Origin of the sequence: Pacificoceanicola onchidii, from assembly GCF_004804335.1 — a bacterium.
Lineage (GTDB): Bacteria > Pseudomonadota > Alphaproteobacteria > Rhodobacterales > Rhodobacteraceae > Pacificoceanicola > Pacificoceanicola onchidii.
Map to the genome: position 1 here is coordinate 179,076 of NZ_SRXY01000006.1, position 18,154 is coordinate 197,229.

General features: G+C 60.6%; 14 protein-coding genes. 6 read left to right on the forward strand and 8 right to left on the reverse strand.

Going from position 1 to position 18,154, the window contains the following annotated elements; genetic code table 11:
* Positions 1–4: 4 nt before the first annotated feature.
* Together E4662_RS16440 and E4662_RS16445 are read right to left on the reverse strand one after the other, a co-directional pair.
* Positions 5–268 (reverse strand): hypothetical protein, encoded by a 264-nt coding sequence (locus tag E4662_RS16440; protein WP_136442696.1) that lies wholly within the window; start codon positions 266–268, stop codon positions 5–7.
* Complete coding sequence (locus tag E4662_RS16445; RefSeq protein WP_136442697.1) at positions 265–3,042, reverse strand: [protein-PII] uridylyltransferase family protein; 2,778 nt, start codon at positions 3,040–3,042, stop codon at positions 265–267. The genes E4662_RS16440 and E4662_RS16445 overlap by 4 nt, the downstream gene beginning before the upstream one ends.
* A gap of 96 nt (positions 3,043–3,138) precedes the next feature.
* On the opposite strand from E4662_RS16445, the gene E4662_RS16450 reads away from it, so the two are divergent.
* The 4 genes from E4662_RS16450 to E4662_RS16465 all read left to right on the forward strand — a co-directional run bounded on the left by E4662_RS16450 (position 3,139) and on the right by E4662_RS16465 (position 5,728).
* Entirely contained in the window at positions 3,139–3,606 is a 468-nt protein-coding gene (locus tag E4662_RS16450) for a YbaK/EbsC family protein (protein WP_136442698.1), read from the forward strand.
* A 230-nt stretch (positions 3,607–3,836) separates the two neighbouring features.
* Positions 3,837–4,265, forward strand: a complete 429-nt coding sequence (locus E4662_RS16455) for a DUF2852 domain-containing protein (RefSeq protein ID WP_136442699.1) — start codon at positions 3,837–3,839, stop codon at positions 4,263–4,265.
* Positions 4,266–4,329: 64 nt separating this feature from the next.
* Positions 4,330–4,776: an RDD family protein gene (locus E4662_RS16460; RefSeq protein ID WP_136442700.1), complete on the forward strand. Its 447-nt coding sequence runs from the start codon at positions 4,330–4,332 to the stop codon at positions 4,774–4,776.
* Positions 4,777–4,915: 139 nt separating this feature from the next.
* The gene (locus E4662_RS16465; protein WP_136442701.1) at positions 4,916–5,728 is read left to right on the forward strand and encodes an arginyltransferase; all 813 of its coding nucleotides are present in this window, start codon (positions 4,916–4,918) and stop codon (positions 5,726–5,728) included.
* Between the two features lie 394 nt (positions 5,729–6,122).
* Here the strand turns inward: E4662_RS16465 and E4662_RS16470 are convergent, their stop codons facing one another.
* Positions 6,123–7,670, reverse strand: a complete 1,548-nt coding sequence (locus E4662_RS16470) for an alanine/glycine:cation symporter family protein (protein WP_136442702.1) — start codon at positions 7,668–7,670, stop codon at positions 6,123–6,125.
* Positions 7,671–7,706: 36 nt separating this feature from the next.
* Entirely contained in the window at positions 7,707–8,141 is a 435-nt protein-coding gene (locus E4662_RS16475; protein ID WP_136442703.1) for a universal stress protein, read from the reverse strand.
* 309 nt (positions 8,142–8,450) lie between these two features.
* On the opposite strand from E4662_RS16475, the gene E4662_RS16480 reads away from it, so the two are divergent.
* A complete protein-coding gene (locus tag E4662_RS16480; RefSeq protein WP_136442704.1) occupies positions 8,451–10,124 on the forward strand; it encodes a bifunctional protein tyrosine phosphatase family protein/NAD(P)/FAD-dependent oxidoreductase in 1,674 nt (557 codons plus the stop codon).
* A gap of 185 nt (positions 10,125–10,309) precedes the next feature.
* Complete coding sequence (locus E4662_RS16485) at positions 10,310–12,064, forward strand: SulP family inorganic anion transporter (RefSeq protein ID WP_136442705.1); 1,755 nt, start codon at positions 10,310–10,312, stop codon at positions 12,062–12,064.
* A gap of 343 nt (positions 12,065–12,407) precedes the next feature.
* On the opposite strand, the gene E4662_RS16490 is transcribed toward E4662_RS16485, so the two are convergent.
* The 4 genes from E4662_RS16490 to E4662_RS16505 form a co-directional block, all read right to left on the reverse strand.
* Positions 12,408–14,765 (reverse strand): TRAP transporter large permease, encoded by a 2,358-nt coding sequence (locus tag E4662_RS16490; protein ID WP_136442706.1) that lies wholly within the window; start codon positions 14,763–14,765, stop codon positions 12,408–12,410.
* 12 nt (positions 14,766–14,777) lie between these two features.
* Positions 14,778–15,716 carry a TRAP transporter small permease subunit gene (locus E4662_RS16495; RefSeq protein WP_136442707.1) on the reverse strand — a complete coding sequence of 313 codons (939 nt, stop codon included), beginning with the start codon at positions 15,714–15,716 and terminating at the stop codon, positions 14,778–14,780.
* Between the two features lie 114 nt (positions 15,717–15,830).
* The gene (locus E4662_RS16500; RefSeq protein WP_136442708.1) at positions 15,831–16,919 is read right to left on the reverse strand and encodes a TRAP transporter substrate-binding protein; all 1,089 of its coding nucleotides are present in this window, start codon (positions 16,917–16,919) and stop codon (positions 15,831–15,833) included.
* A gap of 367 nt (positions 16,920–17,286) precedes the next feature.
* Positions 17,287–17,979, reverse strand: a complete 693-nt coding sequence (locus E4662_RS16505) for an SMI1/KNR4 family protein (protein ID WP_168798004.1) — start codon at positions 17,977–17,979, stop codon at positions 17,287–17,289.
* Between the last annotated feature and the right edge of the window lie 175 nt (positions 17,980–18,154).

Genomic DNA, 18,154 nt, shown 5'->3' on the forward strand with positions numbered 1-18,154 from the left:
ACGCCTACCGCGGGCGGGTTTTGTACCCGCCGCGTCGCTTCGGTTTGCCAGCGCTTTCCAGCCCGCTGCGCAGAACGCCGGTCATCGGATGGTCCGCCTCTTTGCCATATTGCGCCAGAAGACCACCAATCGACACGCCCGTATCCACGTCCGTCGGCATGGACAAAGCCCAGTCGAGGAAGATCGACCGGCATTCCGGCTCCGTGATCCCTTCGATCCTGTAGGCCTCGCGGATCAACCCTTTCGGGTCCAAAGCATCGCCCTTCATGTCTCCTCCTCCACTTCCGGCAAAGCCTGATCAATCACGTCCGCCGCCGCCCTGGCCGCCAACGCAAACCGTTCTTGCAAGGAACCCATATCGGGGCAGCCCGTCAAGCGGCTTAGAAAGGCACAGCCGCCCGCCCCGAGCTCTTCGGGGTCAAGCGGTTTGTCACTGACCAGCCGGGAGCCGATCTGGATTGCCCAGCCCAGCGCATAGGCCGTGCGCAAAGCGCCCTGCCCTTCGGCATCCAGCCAATCGGCCTTCAGGATGGCGCGCGGCACCTGCCGTACCGGCTTGCCCGCAATCAGGGATGCTGCCTGTGCGATCAGCTCGATCTCCTGCATTTTGCCGGGGCCGAGCTTGGCCTCCCATGGCCCGCCGTCGCCTTTGGCCGCGCGAATGCGCCCGCGCATCTTGGCAACCTCTGTCAGCACTGGCGCGGCGTCCCGCCCAGCGCCCAAAAGCGTTGCCCGGAACGCCTCTACATCCGCCGTCAACTCCGGCGATCCGGCCACAACACGGGCCCGCGTCAACGCCAGATGCTCCCAGGTCCAGGCTTGCTCCTTCTGGTAGCTCTGGAACGCGCCCCAGGATGTCGCCACAGGCCCCTGGTTGCCCGACGGGCGCAGGCGCATGTCCACCTCATAGAGCCGCCCTTCGGCCATGGGTGCGGTCATCGCTGTCACCAAGGCCTGCGTCAGACGGGCATAATAGGTCCGGGACGGCAAAGGCCGCCGCCCGTCGGAGGCGTCCACGTCCTGCGGATCATAGATGACAATGATGTCGAGATCCGAGCGTGCGTGCAGCCGCGCTGAGCCGAGGCTGCCCATACCCAGCACCACCGCCCCACGCCCCGGCGCGGCCCCATGTTTGCGGGCGAACTCTTGTTGAACCACCGGGAACAGAGCCGCAAGCGTGGCTTCGGCCAGATGCGCATAGGCCTGACCCGCCTCTTCCGGCTCCATCAACCCGCGCAGCAGGTGCACGCCAACGCGGAAATGCCATTCCTTGCCCCAACGCCGGGTCAGATCAAGCTGGCGTTCGTAGTCTTGCTCCTGCGCCAGTTGCTCCGCAAGGTCCGCGCGCAGCACAGCCGCACCCGGCCAGGGCGCAAAGAAACCACCGCCAATCACCGCGTCAAACACAGAGGCGTTGCGGGCGAGGTAGCGGGCCAGATCCGGCGAGGTGCCGACAATGTCGATCAGCAGATCAATCAGCTGCGGATTGGCTTCGAAGAGCGAGAAAAGCTGGACCCCGGCGGGCAGCCCCGCGAGGAACCCGTCAAAGGCCACAAGCGCCTCTTCGGGTTTGGCGGTTTCCGACAGCCGCCGCAGAATCTCCGGGCGCAGGCGCCGAAAAATCTCCACCGCCCGCTCCGAACGCAGCGCCGGATAGGTTGGCCAACGAACGACAATCTCGTTTTGGGCCAGCTCCTGCGCCTCCGGCGTGCCGTCCCCCTCTTCAGGCGCAAAGAAGCTTTCGGTCAGCCCGTGCACCTCGGTCAGCCGCTCGTGCAGGTCCGTCTCCAGATCCGCCAGATCCCGCCCCATGAGACAGGCCAGCCGCTGAAACCCTTCAGGCGAAGACGGCAGAACATGGGTCTGCGCATCGCGCACCATCTGAACCCGGTGCTCCACTTCGCGGTGGAAACGGTAGTGATCAGCCAGCGTCTCGGCGACATCCTCGGGAATCCAACCTTTTTCGGCGAGGGCCGTCAGCCCCGGCACCGTGCCGCGCAGCCGCAACTCCGGATCGCGCCCCCCGGCAATCAGCTGGCGGGTCTGGGTGAAGAACTCGATTTCGCGAATGCCCCCGCGCCCCAGCTTCATATTGTGCCCCGGCAGGGTGATCGCGCCGCCCATGCCCTTGTGCTCCCGGTAGCGCAGCCGCATGTCGTGGGCGTCCTGAATGGCTGCAAAATCGAGATGCTTGCGCCAGACAAAGGGCTTCAAAGTCTGCAGGAACCGTGCTCCGGCCTGCATATCCCCCGCCGATGGCCGTGCCTTGATATAGGCCGCGCGCTCCCACGTCCGGCCAAGGCTTTCGTAGTAGCGCTCCGCCGCTTCCATCGCCATGCAGACAGGCGTCACGGACGGATCGGGCCGCAGCCGCAAATCGGTGCGCAGCACATAACCCTCGCCGGTTGGCTCATTCAAAGTCTGCGCCATCTTGCGGGTGGCCCGAACCAGACTGGCGCGGGCATCGTGGTAATCGGCCGGGTCGTAGCGGGTCTCGTCAAACAGGCAGATCAGGTCAATGTCAGAGCTGTAGTTCAGCTCATGCGCGCCCATCTTGCCCATGGCCAGCGCAACCCAGCCGCCCATGTCCTCAAGATCATCCTCGGACGCGCCGGGCAGCTTGCCGCGCCGCGCCTCGGGGATCAGCGCCGCGTGCATGGCCACGCGCACCGCCGTGTCGCCAAAATCGGTCAGCGCCGCCGTGACCGTCTCCAGAGGCCATGCCCCGGCCAGATCACACAGGCCCGACAACAATGCCACGCGCCGCTTGGACTGCCGCAATCCGGAGGCGACCTGATCGGGCGGCAGCGCTTCCATGGTTTCGAACAGAGCCTTCAACGCCGCTTCGGGATCCTCCACCGCCCCTTCGAGCCAGGCGCTTTCGCGCTCTATCAACCCTTTGAGATAAGGCGACGAGCCCCCCGTCCCGGCAATCAGATCTGCCAATGGTCCTTCTGCCCAGGCACAGGCAGCCCGTGCCTCCTCTCCTCGGTCAGGTTCAAAAGGGCGCGGCAAACGGGATATGCGAGATGTCAGTGTCATGGCCGCACATGGCCATGGAGCCGCAAAAAGCGCAACACCCCTTGCAGCCGCACCTCCCTCGCGCCACGGTGCCGCAAACAGACGTGAGGAAGTCCCATGAGCAAGAGTCTCGCCCGCGTGCGCCGCGCCATCCTTGAAGCTGGCCTTGACGATGGCATACGGGAAGTCGGTCAGGCCCGAACCGCGCAGGACGCGGCAGACAGCATCGGCTGCGTGGTCGATCAGATCGCCAAGTCCATCATTTTCCGCGCCGAGGCCACCGGGGATGCCGTGCTCTTCCTGACCGCTGGCGGCAACAAGGTCTGTGCGGAGAAAGCCACGGCTCTGGCGGGAGAGCCCTTGGGCAAGGCCGATGCCGCGCTGATCCGCAGCCAGACCGGCTTTGCCATTGGCGGGGTTTCGCCGCTGGGGCATCTGAACCCGATCCGGGCGTGGCTGGACCCCCGGCTACTGGAATTTGAGACGGTCTGGGCCGCAGCAGGCACGCCGCGCCATGTCTTTCCCATGAATCCCACAACCCTTCCCAAGCTGACCGACGCTGTGGTTGCGGATTTCACGGAGTAATTCCGCTCCAAAGATCAAGAAACGGCAGAATTTTCTTAGAATTTCCGGCTTCTCCACCTCGAATACCACCCAAAATTCGCAGATTCCAATCCCCTCAAGTCATTGAAATAAATCACCTTCCCAAGAAAATGTAAAAAACATTCACATGAACCCTTGCAAGCAGGCTCCTCAATCCCGATCTGATGTAATGTGAAAGACATTCACATACACAACCTGAAACGGAGAGAGACATGACCACCGCCACCTATACCGCAGACGTTCCCGCCCCCGCTGGCTGGTTCTCACGGAGCGAGGCCTGGCTTGATCAGCGCGGTAAAGGCGCGTGGATCGCAGCCATGGTTCTCGGGTTCATCTTCTTCTGGCCGGTTGGCCTCGCCCTTCTGGCTTACATGATCTGGAGCAAACGCATGTTCAACAAATCCTGCCGTCATTCGTCCCACAGCCATCGCCGTCACGCTTTCGGCGCGATGAAGCCCAGCGGCAACAGCGCCTTTGACGCCTACAAGGAAGAAACCCTGCGCCGCCTGATGGACGAGCAAGGTGCCTTCGAGGCCTTCCTCGAGCGTCTGCGTGAAGCCAAGGACAAGGCCGAGTTCGACCAGTTCATGGACGATCGCGAAAAGCGCGCGGCCGAAGAGCGGAAGACCGAAGACGCCTGATCGGCGCAGTAACACAAAGCGGCCCCTTTTTCGGGGCCGCCCCATCCAGTACAATAGGGACACCATGTATACCGATACCTACACCCACCTGCCCGACCCTGAGCGCCAGGCTGCCTTCTATGAAGGCGTCGCGATCAAGCGTGGTTTTGCCTGGGTGATCGATTTTGTCATCGTCACCATCCTGATGGTACCGATCCTCATTTTTACCGTCGGACTTGCGGCATTCATTTTTGCGCCGCTGTTTGCCATCGTCAGTTTTCTGTATCGCGTGGCCACCATCGGAGGCGGTTCCGCCACCTGGGGCATGCGCATGATGGCCATCGAGTTCCGCGATGCTCGCGGCCAGCGTTTCGATCTGAGCCAGGCATTCCTGCATACGCTCGGCTATACGATTTCCCTTGCGGTTTTCCCGCTACAGTTGATCTCTATCGCGATGATGCTGTTCACCGAACGCGGTCAGGGTTTGACCGACATGGTGATGAACAGTGTCGCGCTGAACAAGCGGGCCTGACACGCCGCACACTCACGGAACAGTTAACCTAGTGTTAAGAAAAACCCCGCCTCGGCGGGGTTTACCGCTTGTCAGGGGGGTTGGCGTAGAAAAATATCCTTGCTACCGTCAGGGTCCAGCAACGAGTCTTTACTGCCTTATGCGTCATTCGCTTCCCATCGCGCCGCAATTTTATGTGACGGCACCGCAGCCCTGCCCGTATCTGAAGGGCCGGATGGAGCGAAAACTGTTTACCGCTTTGCAAGGCGACAACGCCCAGAAGCTGAACGACACCCTGTCCAAACAGGGCTTCCGCCGCTCCCAGAATGTGCTCTACCGCCCGTCCTGCTCCGACTGCGCGGCCTGTCTTTCCGCGCGGATCGACGTCAGCCGGTTCGAGCCGACGCGCAGCCAGCGCCGGGCGATCAAGAAAAACGCCTTCCTGACCCGCCGCGCCACCTCGCCCTGGGCGACCGAAGAGCAATATGACCTGTTCCGCCGCTATCTCGACGTGCGCCACGCGGATGGCGGCATGGCGGATATGGATGTGTTCGAGTTCGCGGCCATGGTCGAAGAAACCCCGATCCGCAGCCGGGTGATCGAATATATCGACAGCGGAACCGACGCGCTCAGCGCTGTCTGCCTGACCGACATGCTCGATGACGGGCTGTCGATGGTCTATTCCTTCTACGATCCGGATCTGCATCGCAATTCGCTTGGCACATGGATGATCCTCGATCACATCGAGATCGCGCGGGAGGCGGGGCTGCCCTACGTCTACCTTGGCTATTGGGTGCCGGGTTCGGACAAGATGGGTTACAAGGCCCAGTTTGACGCGGTGGAGATCTATCGCGGCGGCAAATGGGAGCCGATGCAGCACATCAGCGCCTACGAAAACGAAAGCCACCCACTCTCGACCGATCCGATCGCAGAGCAGGTGGCCAACATTTCATTCCCCGATACGCGGGGCTGAGCAAAATCTGTCCCGAGAGAGAGCGGACCGTCTGCCCTGTCAGCCGATGAGAAGCGGCAAGACAGGGGTCATCAGCACGGTTGCTGACATCAGGAAGAGAGTGCGCATACAATGCCGATACCGAAGCGGGCTGCGCGTTTGCTTGACTTTTACTTGCCGGGCCGGCCCGGTTTGATCACTCGTATGAACCATAACACTTCCAAAATTTACTGCACTTGATTGTTTCCGGCTGTTCAACCGGTACGATCAAAGATGCAAATCGTTTCCGGCGGCCAAACGTTGACGCCGCGGCAATTTTGGGGCTTTTGGTTAACAAACCGTTTCCAAACCCGAACCAGCGTTAAGAAAAAGGGCCACCCGAAGGTGGCCCTTTCCAGTTGGATTTGGCTCAGGATCAGTCCTTGAAGCGGCGGATTTCGCCGGACTGAAGCCGCGACCAGTAACTTTCCAGCTCGGCCTTCACGATCGGCATCAGGAAGTAGAGCCCGATGATGTTGACCACGGCCATGGCAAAGATCGCCGCGTCGGAGAAGTCGATGACCGGGCCGAGGTTGGCCGCTGCGCCGATGACGACAAAGATGCAGAAGATCACCTTGAAGACGATTTCCGTGCCTTTGCCTTCGCCGAAGAGGTAGGTCCATGCCTTGAGGCCGTAGTAGCTCCAGGAGATCATGGTCGAGAAAGCGAACAGGATCACCGCAATCGCGAGGATGTAGGGGAACCAGCTGATCGCCGAGCCGAAGGCTGCGGAGGTCAGGCCCACGCCGGACGCGCCGGAGACAGTTTTGATCGCGCCGTTTTCCACGATGTAGAGACCGGTTTCCGCGTCAATCGCCAGCTGACCGGTGATGATGATCACCAGAGCGGTCATGGTGCAGATCACGACGGTGTCGATGAACGGCTCCAGGAGAGACACGAACCCTTCGGTGATCGGCTCTTTGGTCCGCACAGCGGAGTGCGCGATGGCTGCCGAGCCCACGCCTGCTTCGTTGGAGAAAGCCGCCCGCTTGAAGCCCTGGATCAGCGCGCCGACCATACCGCCAGCAACACCCAGACCGGTGAAGGCCCCGGCGAAGATCTGACCAAAGGCCCAGCCGATCATGTCAGCGTTCATCACGATGATGACCAGTGCGGTCAGAACGTAGAGCACACCCATGAACGGAACGACTTTTTCGGTCACCTTCGCAATGGACTTCAGGCCGCCGACGATCACGGCAAAGACCACGGCCGCAAAGATCACGCCAGTGATCCAACCCGGGTAGTCGCCGACAATGCCGGAGATCTGCTGGTGCGCCTGGTTGGCCTGGAACATGTTGCCGCCACCCAGAGCGCCAAGGATACAGAAGATGGAGAACAGAACCGCAAGGATCTTGCCGCCCGGAATACCACGCTCGGCAAAGCCTTTGGTCAGGTAGTACATCGGACCACCGGAAACCGTGCCGTCGTCATATTCATTGCGGTATTTCACACCGAGCGTACATTCGGTGAATTTCGACGCCATGCCCATCAGACCCGCAAGGATCATCCAGAAGGTCGCGCCGGGGCCGCCGATGCCGATGGCAACCGCCACACCCGCGATGTTCCCCAGACCAACGGTGCCGGAGAGCGCCGTGGCCAGCGCCTGGAAGTGGCTGACCTCGCCTGCGTCGTTGGGGTCAGAGTAGTCGCCCTTGACCAGCGCGATAGAATGCCGCGCCGCGCGGAACTGGATAAACCCGAAGTAAAGTGTAAAGACCGTTGCAGCGACAACGAGCCAGGCCACGATCCACGGGAACGACGTGCCGGGGAACGGGCTGAAGATCAGGCTGACGAACCAGCCGGTGGAGCTTGCGAAGGCCGCGTTGACCTTTTCATCGATGGATTGTGCGTGGGCGAGGCCTGGAATGGCCAAAAGCGCAGCGCTCGGGGCCAGCATTGCTGCCCGATTGAAGAGAGTATGCATCTGTCTATAAGTCCTGTTGGTAACGAGCCTTGGCGCTCAGGGGACGATGGTGCAGGGCACCGGAGCAACTTGAACAAGGCTCCCGGCAACAGAGCCGAAAACCCGCGCCCCAAGGGACGACTGCCCGTCCCGCCCGACGATGATCTGACTGGCAGCAGCGTCTTTGGCGATCTCGCACAGAGTTTCGGCAATATGGCCGTACTTGATCACAGTTTCGACCGAAACACCGGCCTTCTCTGCGTCTGCACGAGCAGGTGCGAGAATGGCCGTTTCGGCGCGGGACATTTCTTCCTTGCGGCGTGCGTGGCGTTCCTCAATCTCGGTGGGGGTGAGAAAGGAGTAGGGCGACCATTCCAGAACGTGCGCGATCAGAACGGCGGCCCCCTTCTCCTGGGCCAAGGCCGAGGCAAAGGCGAGCGCTCGCTTGGCCGCAGCACTGCCGTCATATGCGACGACAATCTTGTCTGTCATTGTGGTTCTCCTGTCATAAAACTGTGCTGTTCGCACCGGCATGAGGTAGCAAATGGTAAACAGGCAAATTCCCTGAATACCGTGTTTTGCGCAGGCATACGGACTGAAATTGGCGAATTGGGCCGATCAAACGCATTTTACCTATACGAATCGGTCAAGCCCGCTGCTTCGTTCTGCCGCAGGGCTTCGGCGGCTCCCAGCCAGCCCGCAGAGATCGGCAGACATGCGACGCGATTACTCATATCGCATTCACTTATATGAATGTAAAAGCCCGCGAAGAGATTTGCAACGGTTTCGAGGAGACGCGCCGTGGAGTTCAAGAAGATCAACGACGACATCACGGTATCGCCGCAGATCACATCTGCCGACCTGAGCAAAATCGCCGCTGCGGGCTATCGCTCCGTGATCTGCAACCGCCCGGACGGCGAAGGCGCGGATCAGCCCAGCTTTGACGAAATTGCGACGGCGGCCAAAAACGCAGGGCTCGAGGCCCGCTACCTGCCCATCGTCAGCGGCAAGGTGCTCGATCAGGACGCTGAGGATTTCGAGGCCGCCTTGCGGGAACTTCCCGGCCCGGTTTTCGCCTATTGCCGCACCGGCACACGATCCGCGACGCTTTGGTCTCTGTCGCAGGCCAAAACCATGGATGCGGCAGACATTCTGCAGGCCACAAAGTCCGCAGGCTATGACATGGCGGGCGTCGTGCGCCGCATCGTCAATGGCGGCAAGACGCCGACAGACGAAGGCGACGCAAAGTTCGACGTGGTTGTCGTCGGTGGCGGCGCTGCGGGCATTGCCGTCTCTTCCTCGCTCAAGTCCCGCAAGCCGGGCCTGAACATCGCGGTCATCGATCCGGCGGATGTGCACTATTATCAACCGGGCTGGACCATGGTTGGCGGCGGTGTGTTTGAAGCCGAAACCACGGCGCGCACCATGGGTAGCCTTATCCCCAAGGATGTGCATTGGATCAAATCCGCCGTCGCAGCCTTCGAGCCGGACAACAACGCGGTGATCCTCGATGGTTGCCGGGTGGTGAAATACGACCGCCTGATCGTTTGCCCGGGACTGAAGCTCAACTGGGGGGCCGTTGAGGGGCTGGTGGACACGCTTGGCAAAAACGGTGTGACCTCCAACTACCGCTACGATCTTGCGCCTTACACATGGGAACTGGTCAAGGGGATGAAGTCCGGCCGCGCGCTCTTCACCCAGCCGCCTATGCCGATCAAATGCGCGGGCGCGCCGCAAAAGGCGCTGTATCTGTCAGGCGACAACTGGTTCCGCAACGGCGTTCTGAAGAACATCGACATTCAGTTCATGAACGCAGGCGGTGTGCTCTTCGGGGTCAAGGATTATGTCCCGGCGCTCGAAGAATACGTGAAGAAGTATGACGCAACGCTGAACTTCTTCCACAATCTCGTGCGCGTCGATGGCCCGGCCAAGACCGCGACCTTCAAGGTCGCCAAGCCCGAAACGGAGGCCGAGGAGGTCACCGTCGAGTTCGACATGATGCATGTCTGCCCGCCGCAGATCGCGCCGGACTTCATTCGCGTCTCGCCATTGGCCGATGCGGCTGGTTGGGTCGATGTGGATCAGAGCACCCTGCGTCACAAGACCTATGACAACATCTGGAGCCTTGGCGACGTGATGAACGCGCCAAACGCCAAGACCGCCGCCGCGGCGCGGATGCAAGCACCTGTGGTGGCCAACAACATCGCCGCCGACATCGACGGCGGCTCGCCCGTGTCGCTCTATAACGGCTACGGCTCCTGCCCGCTGACCGTGGAGCGTGGAAAGATCGTGCTGGCGGAATTCGGCTATGGCGGCACGCTGTTGCCGAGCTTCCCCAAGTGGGTCATCGACGGCACCAAGCCGACACGCGCCGCATGGGTGCTCAAGGAGCAGATCCTGCCGCCGGTCTATTGGAAGGCCATGCTGCGCGGCAAGGAATGGCTGGCAAAACCGGAAACCGTATCAGCCAAGTAAAACCACATTTTGGATCTTGAGGTCCCGGCGAAATGCCGGGACATCTGCGCCCTGCCCCAACCGGCAGGGCGCGACATTTTGGAAGGCCCGTCTGGTGGGGCTTATAAAATTCAAATATTAGAATATATAGAGAAGACCACGCGACCCCCGAGTCGTTCCGACCTCGGAGACACAGGACAAGAGCCATGGCCCGCATCACAGCCAAGACCTTCACCCGCTATCTGCCGATCCTCGACTGGGCAAAGACCTACAATCGCGACACCATGACGTCCGATCTGGTGGCGGCGGTGATTGTCACCATCATGCTGATCCCGCAATCGCTCGCCTATGCGCTGCTGGCCGGGCTGCCTGCGGAAATGGGCCTCTATGCCTCCATCTTGCCTCTGGTCGCCTATGCGATTTTTGGCACGTCACGCGCGCTGGCCGTTGGTCCCGTGGCCGTGATTTCTCTCATGACTGCCGCTGCCATTGGCAATCTGGGACTGACAGACCCTCTGGAGATCGCCATCGCCGCAGGCACGCTTGCCTTCATTTCCGGTGTGATCCTGACGATCATGGGTGTGCTGCGGCTCGGCTTTCTGGCCAACTTCCTCAGCCATCCGGTGATTGCAGGCTTTATCACCGCCTCCGGCATCCTGATCGCGGCCAGCCAGCTCAAGCACATCCTGGGCATTTCGGTGCATGGCCACACGCTGCCCGGCGTGCTTGGGTCGATCTGGGAGAACATCGGGCAGACAAGCATCGTTACCGTGATCATCGGCGTCTCGGCCACGGCTTTCCTGTTCTGGGTCCGCAAAGGATTGAAGCCACTGCTGCTCAAGAAAGGGCTCAAGCCACGCATGGCGGATATTCTGGCCAAAGCCGGTCCCGTGGGCGCTGTGGCGGTGACAACGCTTGTCACCTGGCTTTTTGGGCTGAACAACTGGGCGGGCGTGCGGATCGTGGGCGAGGTGCCCATGGGTCTGCCGCCGCTGACCTTGCCGTCTTTCTCGGCGGAGCTATGGAACAGTCTGTTTGTCTCCGCCCTGCTGCTCTCGATCATCGGCTTTGTGGAAAGCGTCTCCGTCGCGCAGACCCTCGCGGCCAAGAAGCGCCAGCGCATCGTGCCGGATCAGGAGCTTATCGGTTTGGGCACCTCCAACATCGCGGCGGCGATTTCGGGCGGCTACCCGGTGACCGGCGGCTTTGCGCGCTCGGTGGTGAACTTCGACGCGGGCGCAGAAACCCCGGCGGCTGGCGGCTTCACGGCGATCGGCATCGCGCTGGCCGCCCTCCTGCTCACCCCCCTGCTCTATTTTCTCCCCAACGCGACGCTCGCCGCGACGATCATCGTCGCCGTGCTGAGCCTTGTCGATTTCTCGATCCTCAAGAAGACCTGGGGCTATTCCAAGGTCGACTTCGCCGCCGTGGCCGCCACCATCGTCCTGACCCTTGGTTTCGGTGTGGAAACCGGTGTTTCGGCAGGGGTTCTGCTCTCCATCGGCCTGCACCTGTACAAGACGTCCCGCCCGCATGTGGCCGAGGTTGGGCTGGTGCCCGGCACCCAGCACTTCCGCAACATCCTGCGGCATGAGGTGGAGACCGATCCAACGATTATCACGTTGCGCGTCGACGAGAGCCTTTATTTTGCCAACACGCGCTTTCTTGAAGACTACGTGCTGAGCCGCGTGACCTGCGATCAGCCGCTGAAACATGTGATCCTGATGTTCCCGGCTGTGAACGAAGTGGACATGAGCGCGCTTGAGACGCTGGAAGAATTGAACCGGCGACTGGACGAAATGGGCATTGCCCTGCACCTGACAGAAGTCAAAGGACCGGTCATGGACCGCCTGAAACGCTCGCACTTCCTTGATGAGCTGACCGGGAAAGTGTTCCTCGCGCAATACGATGCGTGGATGGCGCTGAAGGATGGCCAAGGGCCTTTGAGCAAGGCGTCCTGAGGCGGGTTTTGGCCTGAAGCGGACATTGAGCCTACCCCGTCCCGGACTTGATCCCGGACCTCTTGGCCAGTGCACAAGCCGCGCCATCGACGGGCCGTGGTGCGGCGATCCACCCTCTGATCCCCTCGATTTATCTCAGGAACTGGCGCGCTAGGCTCATGTGGCTCGATACGGCAACCCAATCGCCGTGCCGTGGGGGCGGCCCGTCGATGGGCGCGGCGGCCTGCGGCCTTGATTCCGCGCCTGTGGTGAGATGAACGGCCGCAAAAAGCCACAACTTTCCAAACCAAAAGGGCCGCCCCATCAGGAGCGGCCCTTTCTCTGTTTCTTGTTCAGATCCACCTTATGGGATCAGGTCCGGTACGATGGTCACGATGCCCGGGAACCACCACAGGATCGCCAGACCAACCACCTGGATCAGCACGAAGGGGATCACACCACGGTAGATGTGGCCTGTGGTGACCTCCTTCGGTGCCACACCGCGCAGGTAGAACAGCGCGAAGCCAAAGGGTGGCGTCAGGAACGAGGTCTGCAAGTTCACCGCAATCATGATCGTCACCCACTTCGGATCAAAGTGCGCACCGTAGATCACCGGGCCCACGATCGGCACCACGATGTAGATGATCTCCAGGAAGTCGAGCACAAAGCCGAGGATGAACAGGATGATCATCACGATGATGAAGGCCGTCGCCGGGTTCTCGAAGCTGCGCAGGAACTGCTGGATGTAGTGCTCGCCACCGAAGGAGATCACCACGAGGTTCAGCAGCTGCGATGCGATGAGGATGGTAAACACCATGCTCGTCACCTTCGCGGTCTCACGCACCGCCGGGGTCAGAACGCCGGAGCGGTACAGAACCCAGCAGGAGAACAACAGACCGAACAGGGCGTAGAGATAGAGCGCATTGGCGAAGAAGAACGCCGCCCAGCTCTCTGCACTCACCGTTTCGGTGTTGATCCGCAGGTCGAAGTTGATGCCCACGAGGATCAGCAGAACCACCGACAGGGTCGACCATATGATCACCTTCGGCGATTTGTCCTCATCCTGCAGCTTGCGGTAAGCCGCCAGCATGATGGCACCGGCCGCGCCGAGCGCCGCTGCGGGCGTCGGGTTGGTGATACCGCCGAGGATGGAGCCCAGCACGGCCACGATCAGGATCAGCGGCGGGAAGACAACGCGCAGAAGCTCGTTCTTCGAAAGCCGGATCATCGCATGGTAGCAGCCATACACGGTCATGGCCCATGGCAGCAGCATGAACGCCACGGTGCCGGAGGCGGACGTCAGCGGACCAATGGCCACAACGTCAACCAACAGACCGAGCACAATCCCTGCCGCACCGATGATAAGCGGGAGCGGCTCGGACGACGGCGACACGCCGCGCGCAACCGAAAGGATCAGGCCGAAGATCACCGCCAGAACGGCAAGGCCGGTTCCGATGGGCGCAGCATCCTCGACCATCTGGGCGCGCAGCGCTTCGATCTCTTCAGGGCTGCGACGGGTGCTTTCCGTCTGACCGCCTGTCGCGTCGATGTCTGCCTGCTCGGCCACGGCCGCATCCCAGGCTTCCTGGCCATGTAGTTCGATCATCGAAGCCTGACAGCTTTCCGAGACGTTGGTCCGCAGGCTCGCCGCTTCGCCAAGGTCAGTGAAGCTGGAGACGGTGGTGTCCTGGCTGCCAACAAAATTGACCTGGGACATCAGCATCATGCCTGCGATCAGAGCGATCGGCACACCGAGATACCATGTGAAGGCTTCACCGCGTGTCACCACTTCGCCGGAGCCGGAGCCCAGTTCCACGGCAGGCGCCTTGGACGGGTTGAGCATGGCAAAGCCGAAGGCGTAGGCCGCATAGAGGCCAGCCAAGAGGATACCCGGCAACAGCGCCGCCTGGAACAATGTCCCGACGGAGAGAACCGCAGGCTCGCCCAGATAAGTCAGAGCATCGGTACAGCCCTGAAGCTGCGCGCGCTCTTCCTGTGCGGCGGAGTAAAGGTCACCGGCCAGCGTGCCGAGCAGAACGATCACGATGGAGGGCGGAATGATCTGCCCCAAGGTGCCCGAGGCCGCAATCACACCCGTTGCCAGTTCTGGCGAGTAGTTGTTGCGCAACATGGTTGGTAGAGCCAGCAAGCCCATGGTCACCACGGTCGCGCCAACGATCCCGGTGGAGGCCGCGAGGAACGCGCCCACAACCACGATGGACACAGCCAGACCGCCCGGAAGCGGGCCGAAGACACGCGCCATGGTGGTCAGCAGATCGTTCGCAATCTTGGAGCGTTCGAGAACGATCCCCATCAGAACGAACATCAGAACCGCCAGCAGCGTCTCGATGGACTGACCGGCAATCACACGTTCGTTGATGCGGTTGGTGATGCCCGCGATCACGCGCTTCATCGCGTTGGCCGCATCCCCATCCGGGAAGATCGACTCGGTCGCGTAGCGTGGGAGATCCGGGTGCGTGAATATCGAGATGCCCTTGGAGGGAACCCCGCTGGCCACGAGTGCCTTGTAGGCCTCGGACCCCGTATCAATGGCCTGGTGAACCAGCAGGCCGGCGCTGTCCAGCGCAGTGATGATGCCGAACGACAGAACCCCTGCCCCGCCGATGGCAAAGGCCACCGGGAAGCCCGACAGGATCGCCGAGAACAGCGTAAGGAAGACGATGATCAGGCCGATCTCGACCCCATCCAATCCGAAAATCATGATCTCAGCCCCTTAGAATTCTGCGTGGTCGTAGGGTTCTTCACCCTGTTCGAGCACGTCTTTGTCGAGATATTTGCCTTCGGACTCTTCGCCTTCCTTCCACTCAAGGTAGGAGCGGTAGAAGAAGGCCCAGGCGTGGATGAAGATCATGCCGACCATGGTGATCATCAGGATCTTGAACAGGAAGTATCCGGTGAAGCCATTGGGGCTGAAGCCAATGGTTTCCACGTTCCAGCGCACCGCACGGGCCTTGAGCTCCAGACGCTGCAGCGGATCCGTGGGGGCAACCGGCGGCACGATGAGCGAACGCCACATGAAGAACCATGTGTACATCCAGATCAGCGTTGCCATCGGCAGCATGAAGATCATGGAGCCGATCATGTCGATCATCCGCTTGGTACGGAATTTCACGGCAGCATAGACGAGGTCCACACGCACGTGCCCGCCCTGTACGAAAGTGTACGTCAGGCAAAGAGCCACCACCATCGCGTTGAAAAGCTTCAGCTCTTCGGCAAACCACGAAATGTCGAACTGCAGCGGGATACCGAAGCCGATTGAGATATCAGGCCGGGTGAAAATCCGCTGCATGAAGACGATGATCACCTGCTGAAGCACCATGGCAAGACCGGCCCAGGCAGCAAAGCGCCCGATGGTATTGGCAAAGCCTTCGAGCACGCGCACAACGCCCCAGAGGAAATTGTTGCGCCATATGCCCGCGATGAAGATCAGCACGAAGATGACGAGCGCGACGAAGAAGAGTTCTTTCGACGCCCCGTAGTAGACCACCTTCATCAGGCTGGCCTTGTCTTCGGCGGTGTTGTTCCAGGTGATCCAGTCCAGCCAGGAGCTGGGATGGGTCAACGCATATCCAAGATTGTAGAAGGCCATGGCGAGGTTTTCGAGGATCCAAAGGATCCACCCCCCAAGGCCGGTTGCGGCATCGTCTTCCATGATGTCCCCCAAAGTTGCCCGCGCGAATGGCCTTTTCCGCCATACGGGCGCGCACCTGCCTTACTATGATGAAAGGCTCCCCGGAGGGAGCCTTTCGGTTTATTTTCGAGTGGCTTAGCCGCCCAGAACGCGGATACGCTGCTGAACGTAGTAGCCGTCCGACTTGTTGATCCAGGCCGCGGAGTTCGCGAGGCTTGCCTCGAAGGACTCGCGGATCTTGGCGAAGAGTTCGTCGCCCATGTTCTCGTCCATGACCTCTGCGGAGGCCTTGCCGAATGCATCCCAAACGTCGTCGGAGAACTGCAGGGTTTTGACGCCCTGTGCCTGCAGACGCGCCAGAGCGGCACCGTTGTTGGCAAGGGTTTCGGCCAGCTGGTACTGCGTGGTCGCCATGGAAGCGTAGCGCAGGATCGCTTTGTGCTGGTCGGACAGCTCGTTCCAGACGTCGAGGTTGACGGAGGACGCAAGCGCGGAGCCCGGCTCGTGGAAACCGGCGGTGTAGTAGACTTTCGCCACTTCCTGGAAGCCGGCGCGTTCGTCGGCCATCGGGCCAACCCACTCCAGACCGTCGAGAGCACCGGAGGACAGAGCTTGGTACAGTTCGCCGCCCGGAATGTTCTGAACGGATGCGCCCAGCTTGCCGAGCACCTTGCCGCCGAGACCCGGCATACGGAACTTCAGGCCGTTGAAGTCGTCTGCGGAGTTGATCTCGTTGCGGAACCAACCACCGGACTGGGAACCGGAGTTACCGGCCAGCAGGCCTTTGAGGTTGAAGATCTGGCCCAGCTCGTCGTGCAGCTCTTCGCCGCCGCCATGGTAGTACCAGTTGGAAACTTCCTGCGCAGTGCCGCCGAACGGAACTGCGGTGAAGTAGGCGTAACCCGGGTGCTGACCGATGAAGTAGTAGTCTGCGGAGTGGTACATGTCGGCCTGACCGGAAGAAACCGCGTCAAACACTTCCAGTGCGCCAACGAGCTCGCCCGGCGCTTTCTTGTCGATGGTCAGGCTGCCACCGGACATTTCGGCAACCATGGTTTCGAGGTAGGAAGCCGCGTCATCGAGAACGGCAAAGCCACGCGGCCACGAGGTGACCATGGTCAGGGTGCGGTTGCCCTGAGCATAGGCCGGTGCGGCCAGGGTCGAGGCGGCTGCGGCAGCGCCCGCGCCCACTGTCGAGGCGCGAAGGAAAGAACGACGATCCATTATGAAATCCTCCCATAAGGTCCTGTTGTGCGCAGCCCTCTCGCCACGCACGGATCGGTTAGAGTGAGGGCACCTTGGGCGCAAAGTGGTTTCATTGAAATACCCACTGCTACGGAGTTGGGCAGATTAATTGACCAAAGGACAAGTTTTAGGCGCGATGAGAACGGCAAAATGCACCCATAGGGTGTGTTTTTGGGTGAAACACAGAACCAGAAGGTGAGCTTGCCGGCACAGAGCGACTCACAAGTTGCAGCTGCGCACTGAAAGCTCCCAAACCGCTTGCCTATGAAATGCAAGGGCGCGCGGGCTTGGAGAAGCCATCACAGTCACGCGGTTGATTGTAAGAGGGGCACGGCACCGAGCCGTTTCAGCTCAGAACGTCGAGCCCAAGCCTTCCGCGACCAGAATTGTCAATGTAAGGGGTCACCCCCAAAATCTCAGCGTCTTCGGGCAATTGTTCTACTTGAGTGAATACGTCGCCGTTGGCTACCATAACCGTCCGCGCTTCTAATTTGACACAGAATTGAGGATCCTCGTCCCCGCTCAACAACAGTGGAGGAGCATAGGCGAGGAGTTCTTTACCTGAAAGAGGACCAATGTAGTCTCGCGCGTCGCGCAGCACGCTGTCGTAGGGGTTGGAAGCGCCTTCCACGATTTCGCGAATGAAGAACTCTGAGAAACAACCGTATGCCACTTCAGGCTCCATTGTCATTCCATCCAGAACAAAGACTGGCGCGGCTTGGCCTGCCCCCAAGTCAGACAAGTTGTATGCAAACTGGTCTCCAAACGCATTCATACCGAAACAAAGAAAATCATCCACGCCCTCCCCCCACGCGAATTTCCAAAATTCACGGTCATTCCATTCCTTCAGGGAGTGCCCGCAAGCGCCGCTGACACCCAAAATCCGAAGGTACCCGTGGTAAACGGAAAGCCCATCACACTCAGAGAGCAGTTGCTGATGAAAATCAGGCAAACTCTGCCCGAATTGGCCAATCGTTTTGGGGCACAATTTGACGCCTTTGCAGCGTTGGAGGCTCTTCAGCGTCAAACCAATGTCCAAGTGCGCATTCCCTTTGACGTGACAAAACCAATAGTCACCGACTATTCATCCGAACTCTCACCAGACGCAATGCTCGGAACATTTTTTGGTTGGGATCAAAACGTGGCACCAGTTTGCTATTCACAACCCTGATCGAAAACTTCCGCCCCTTCCCCCAACCCAAACCATAAGGTAG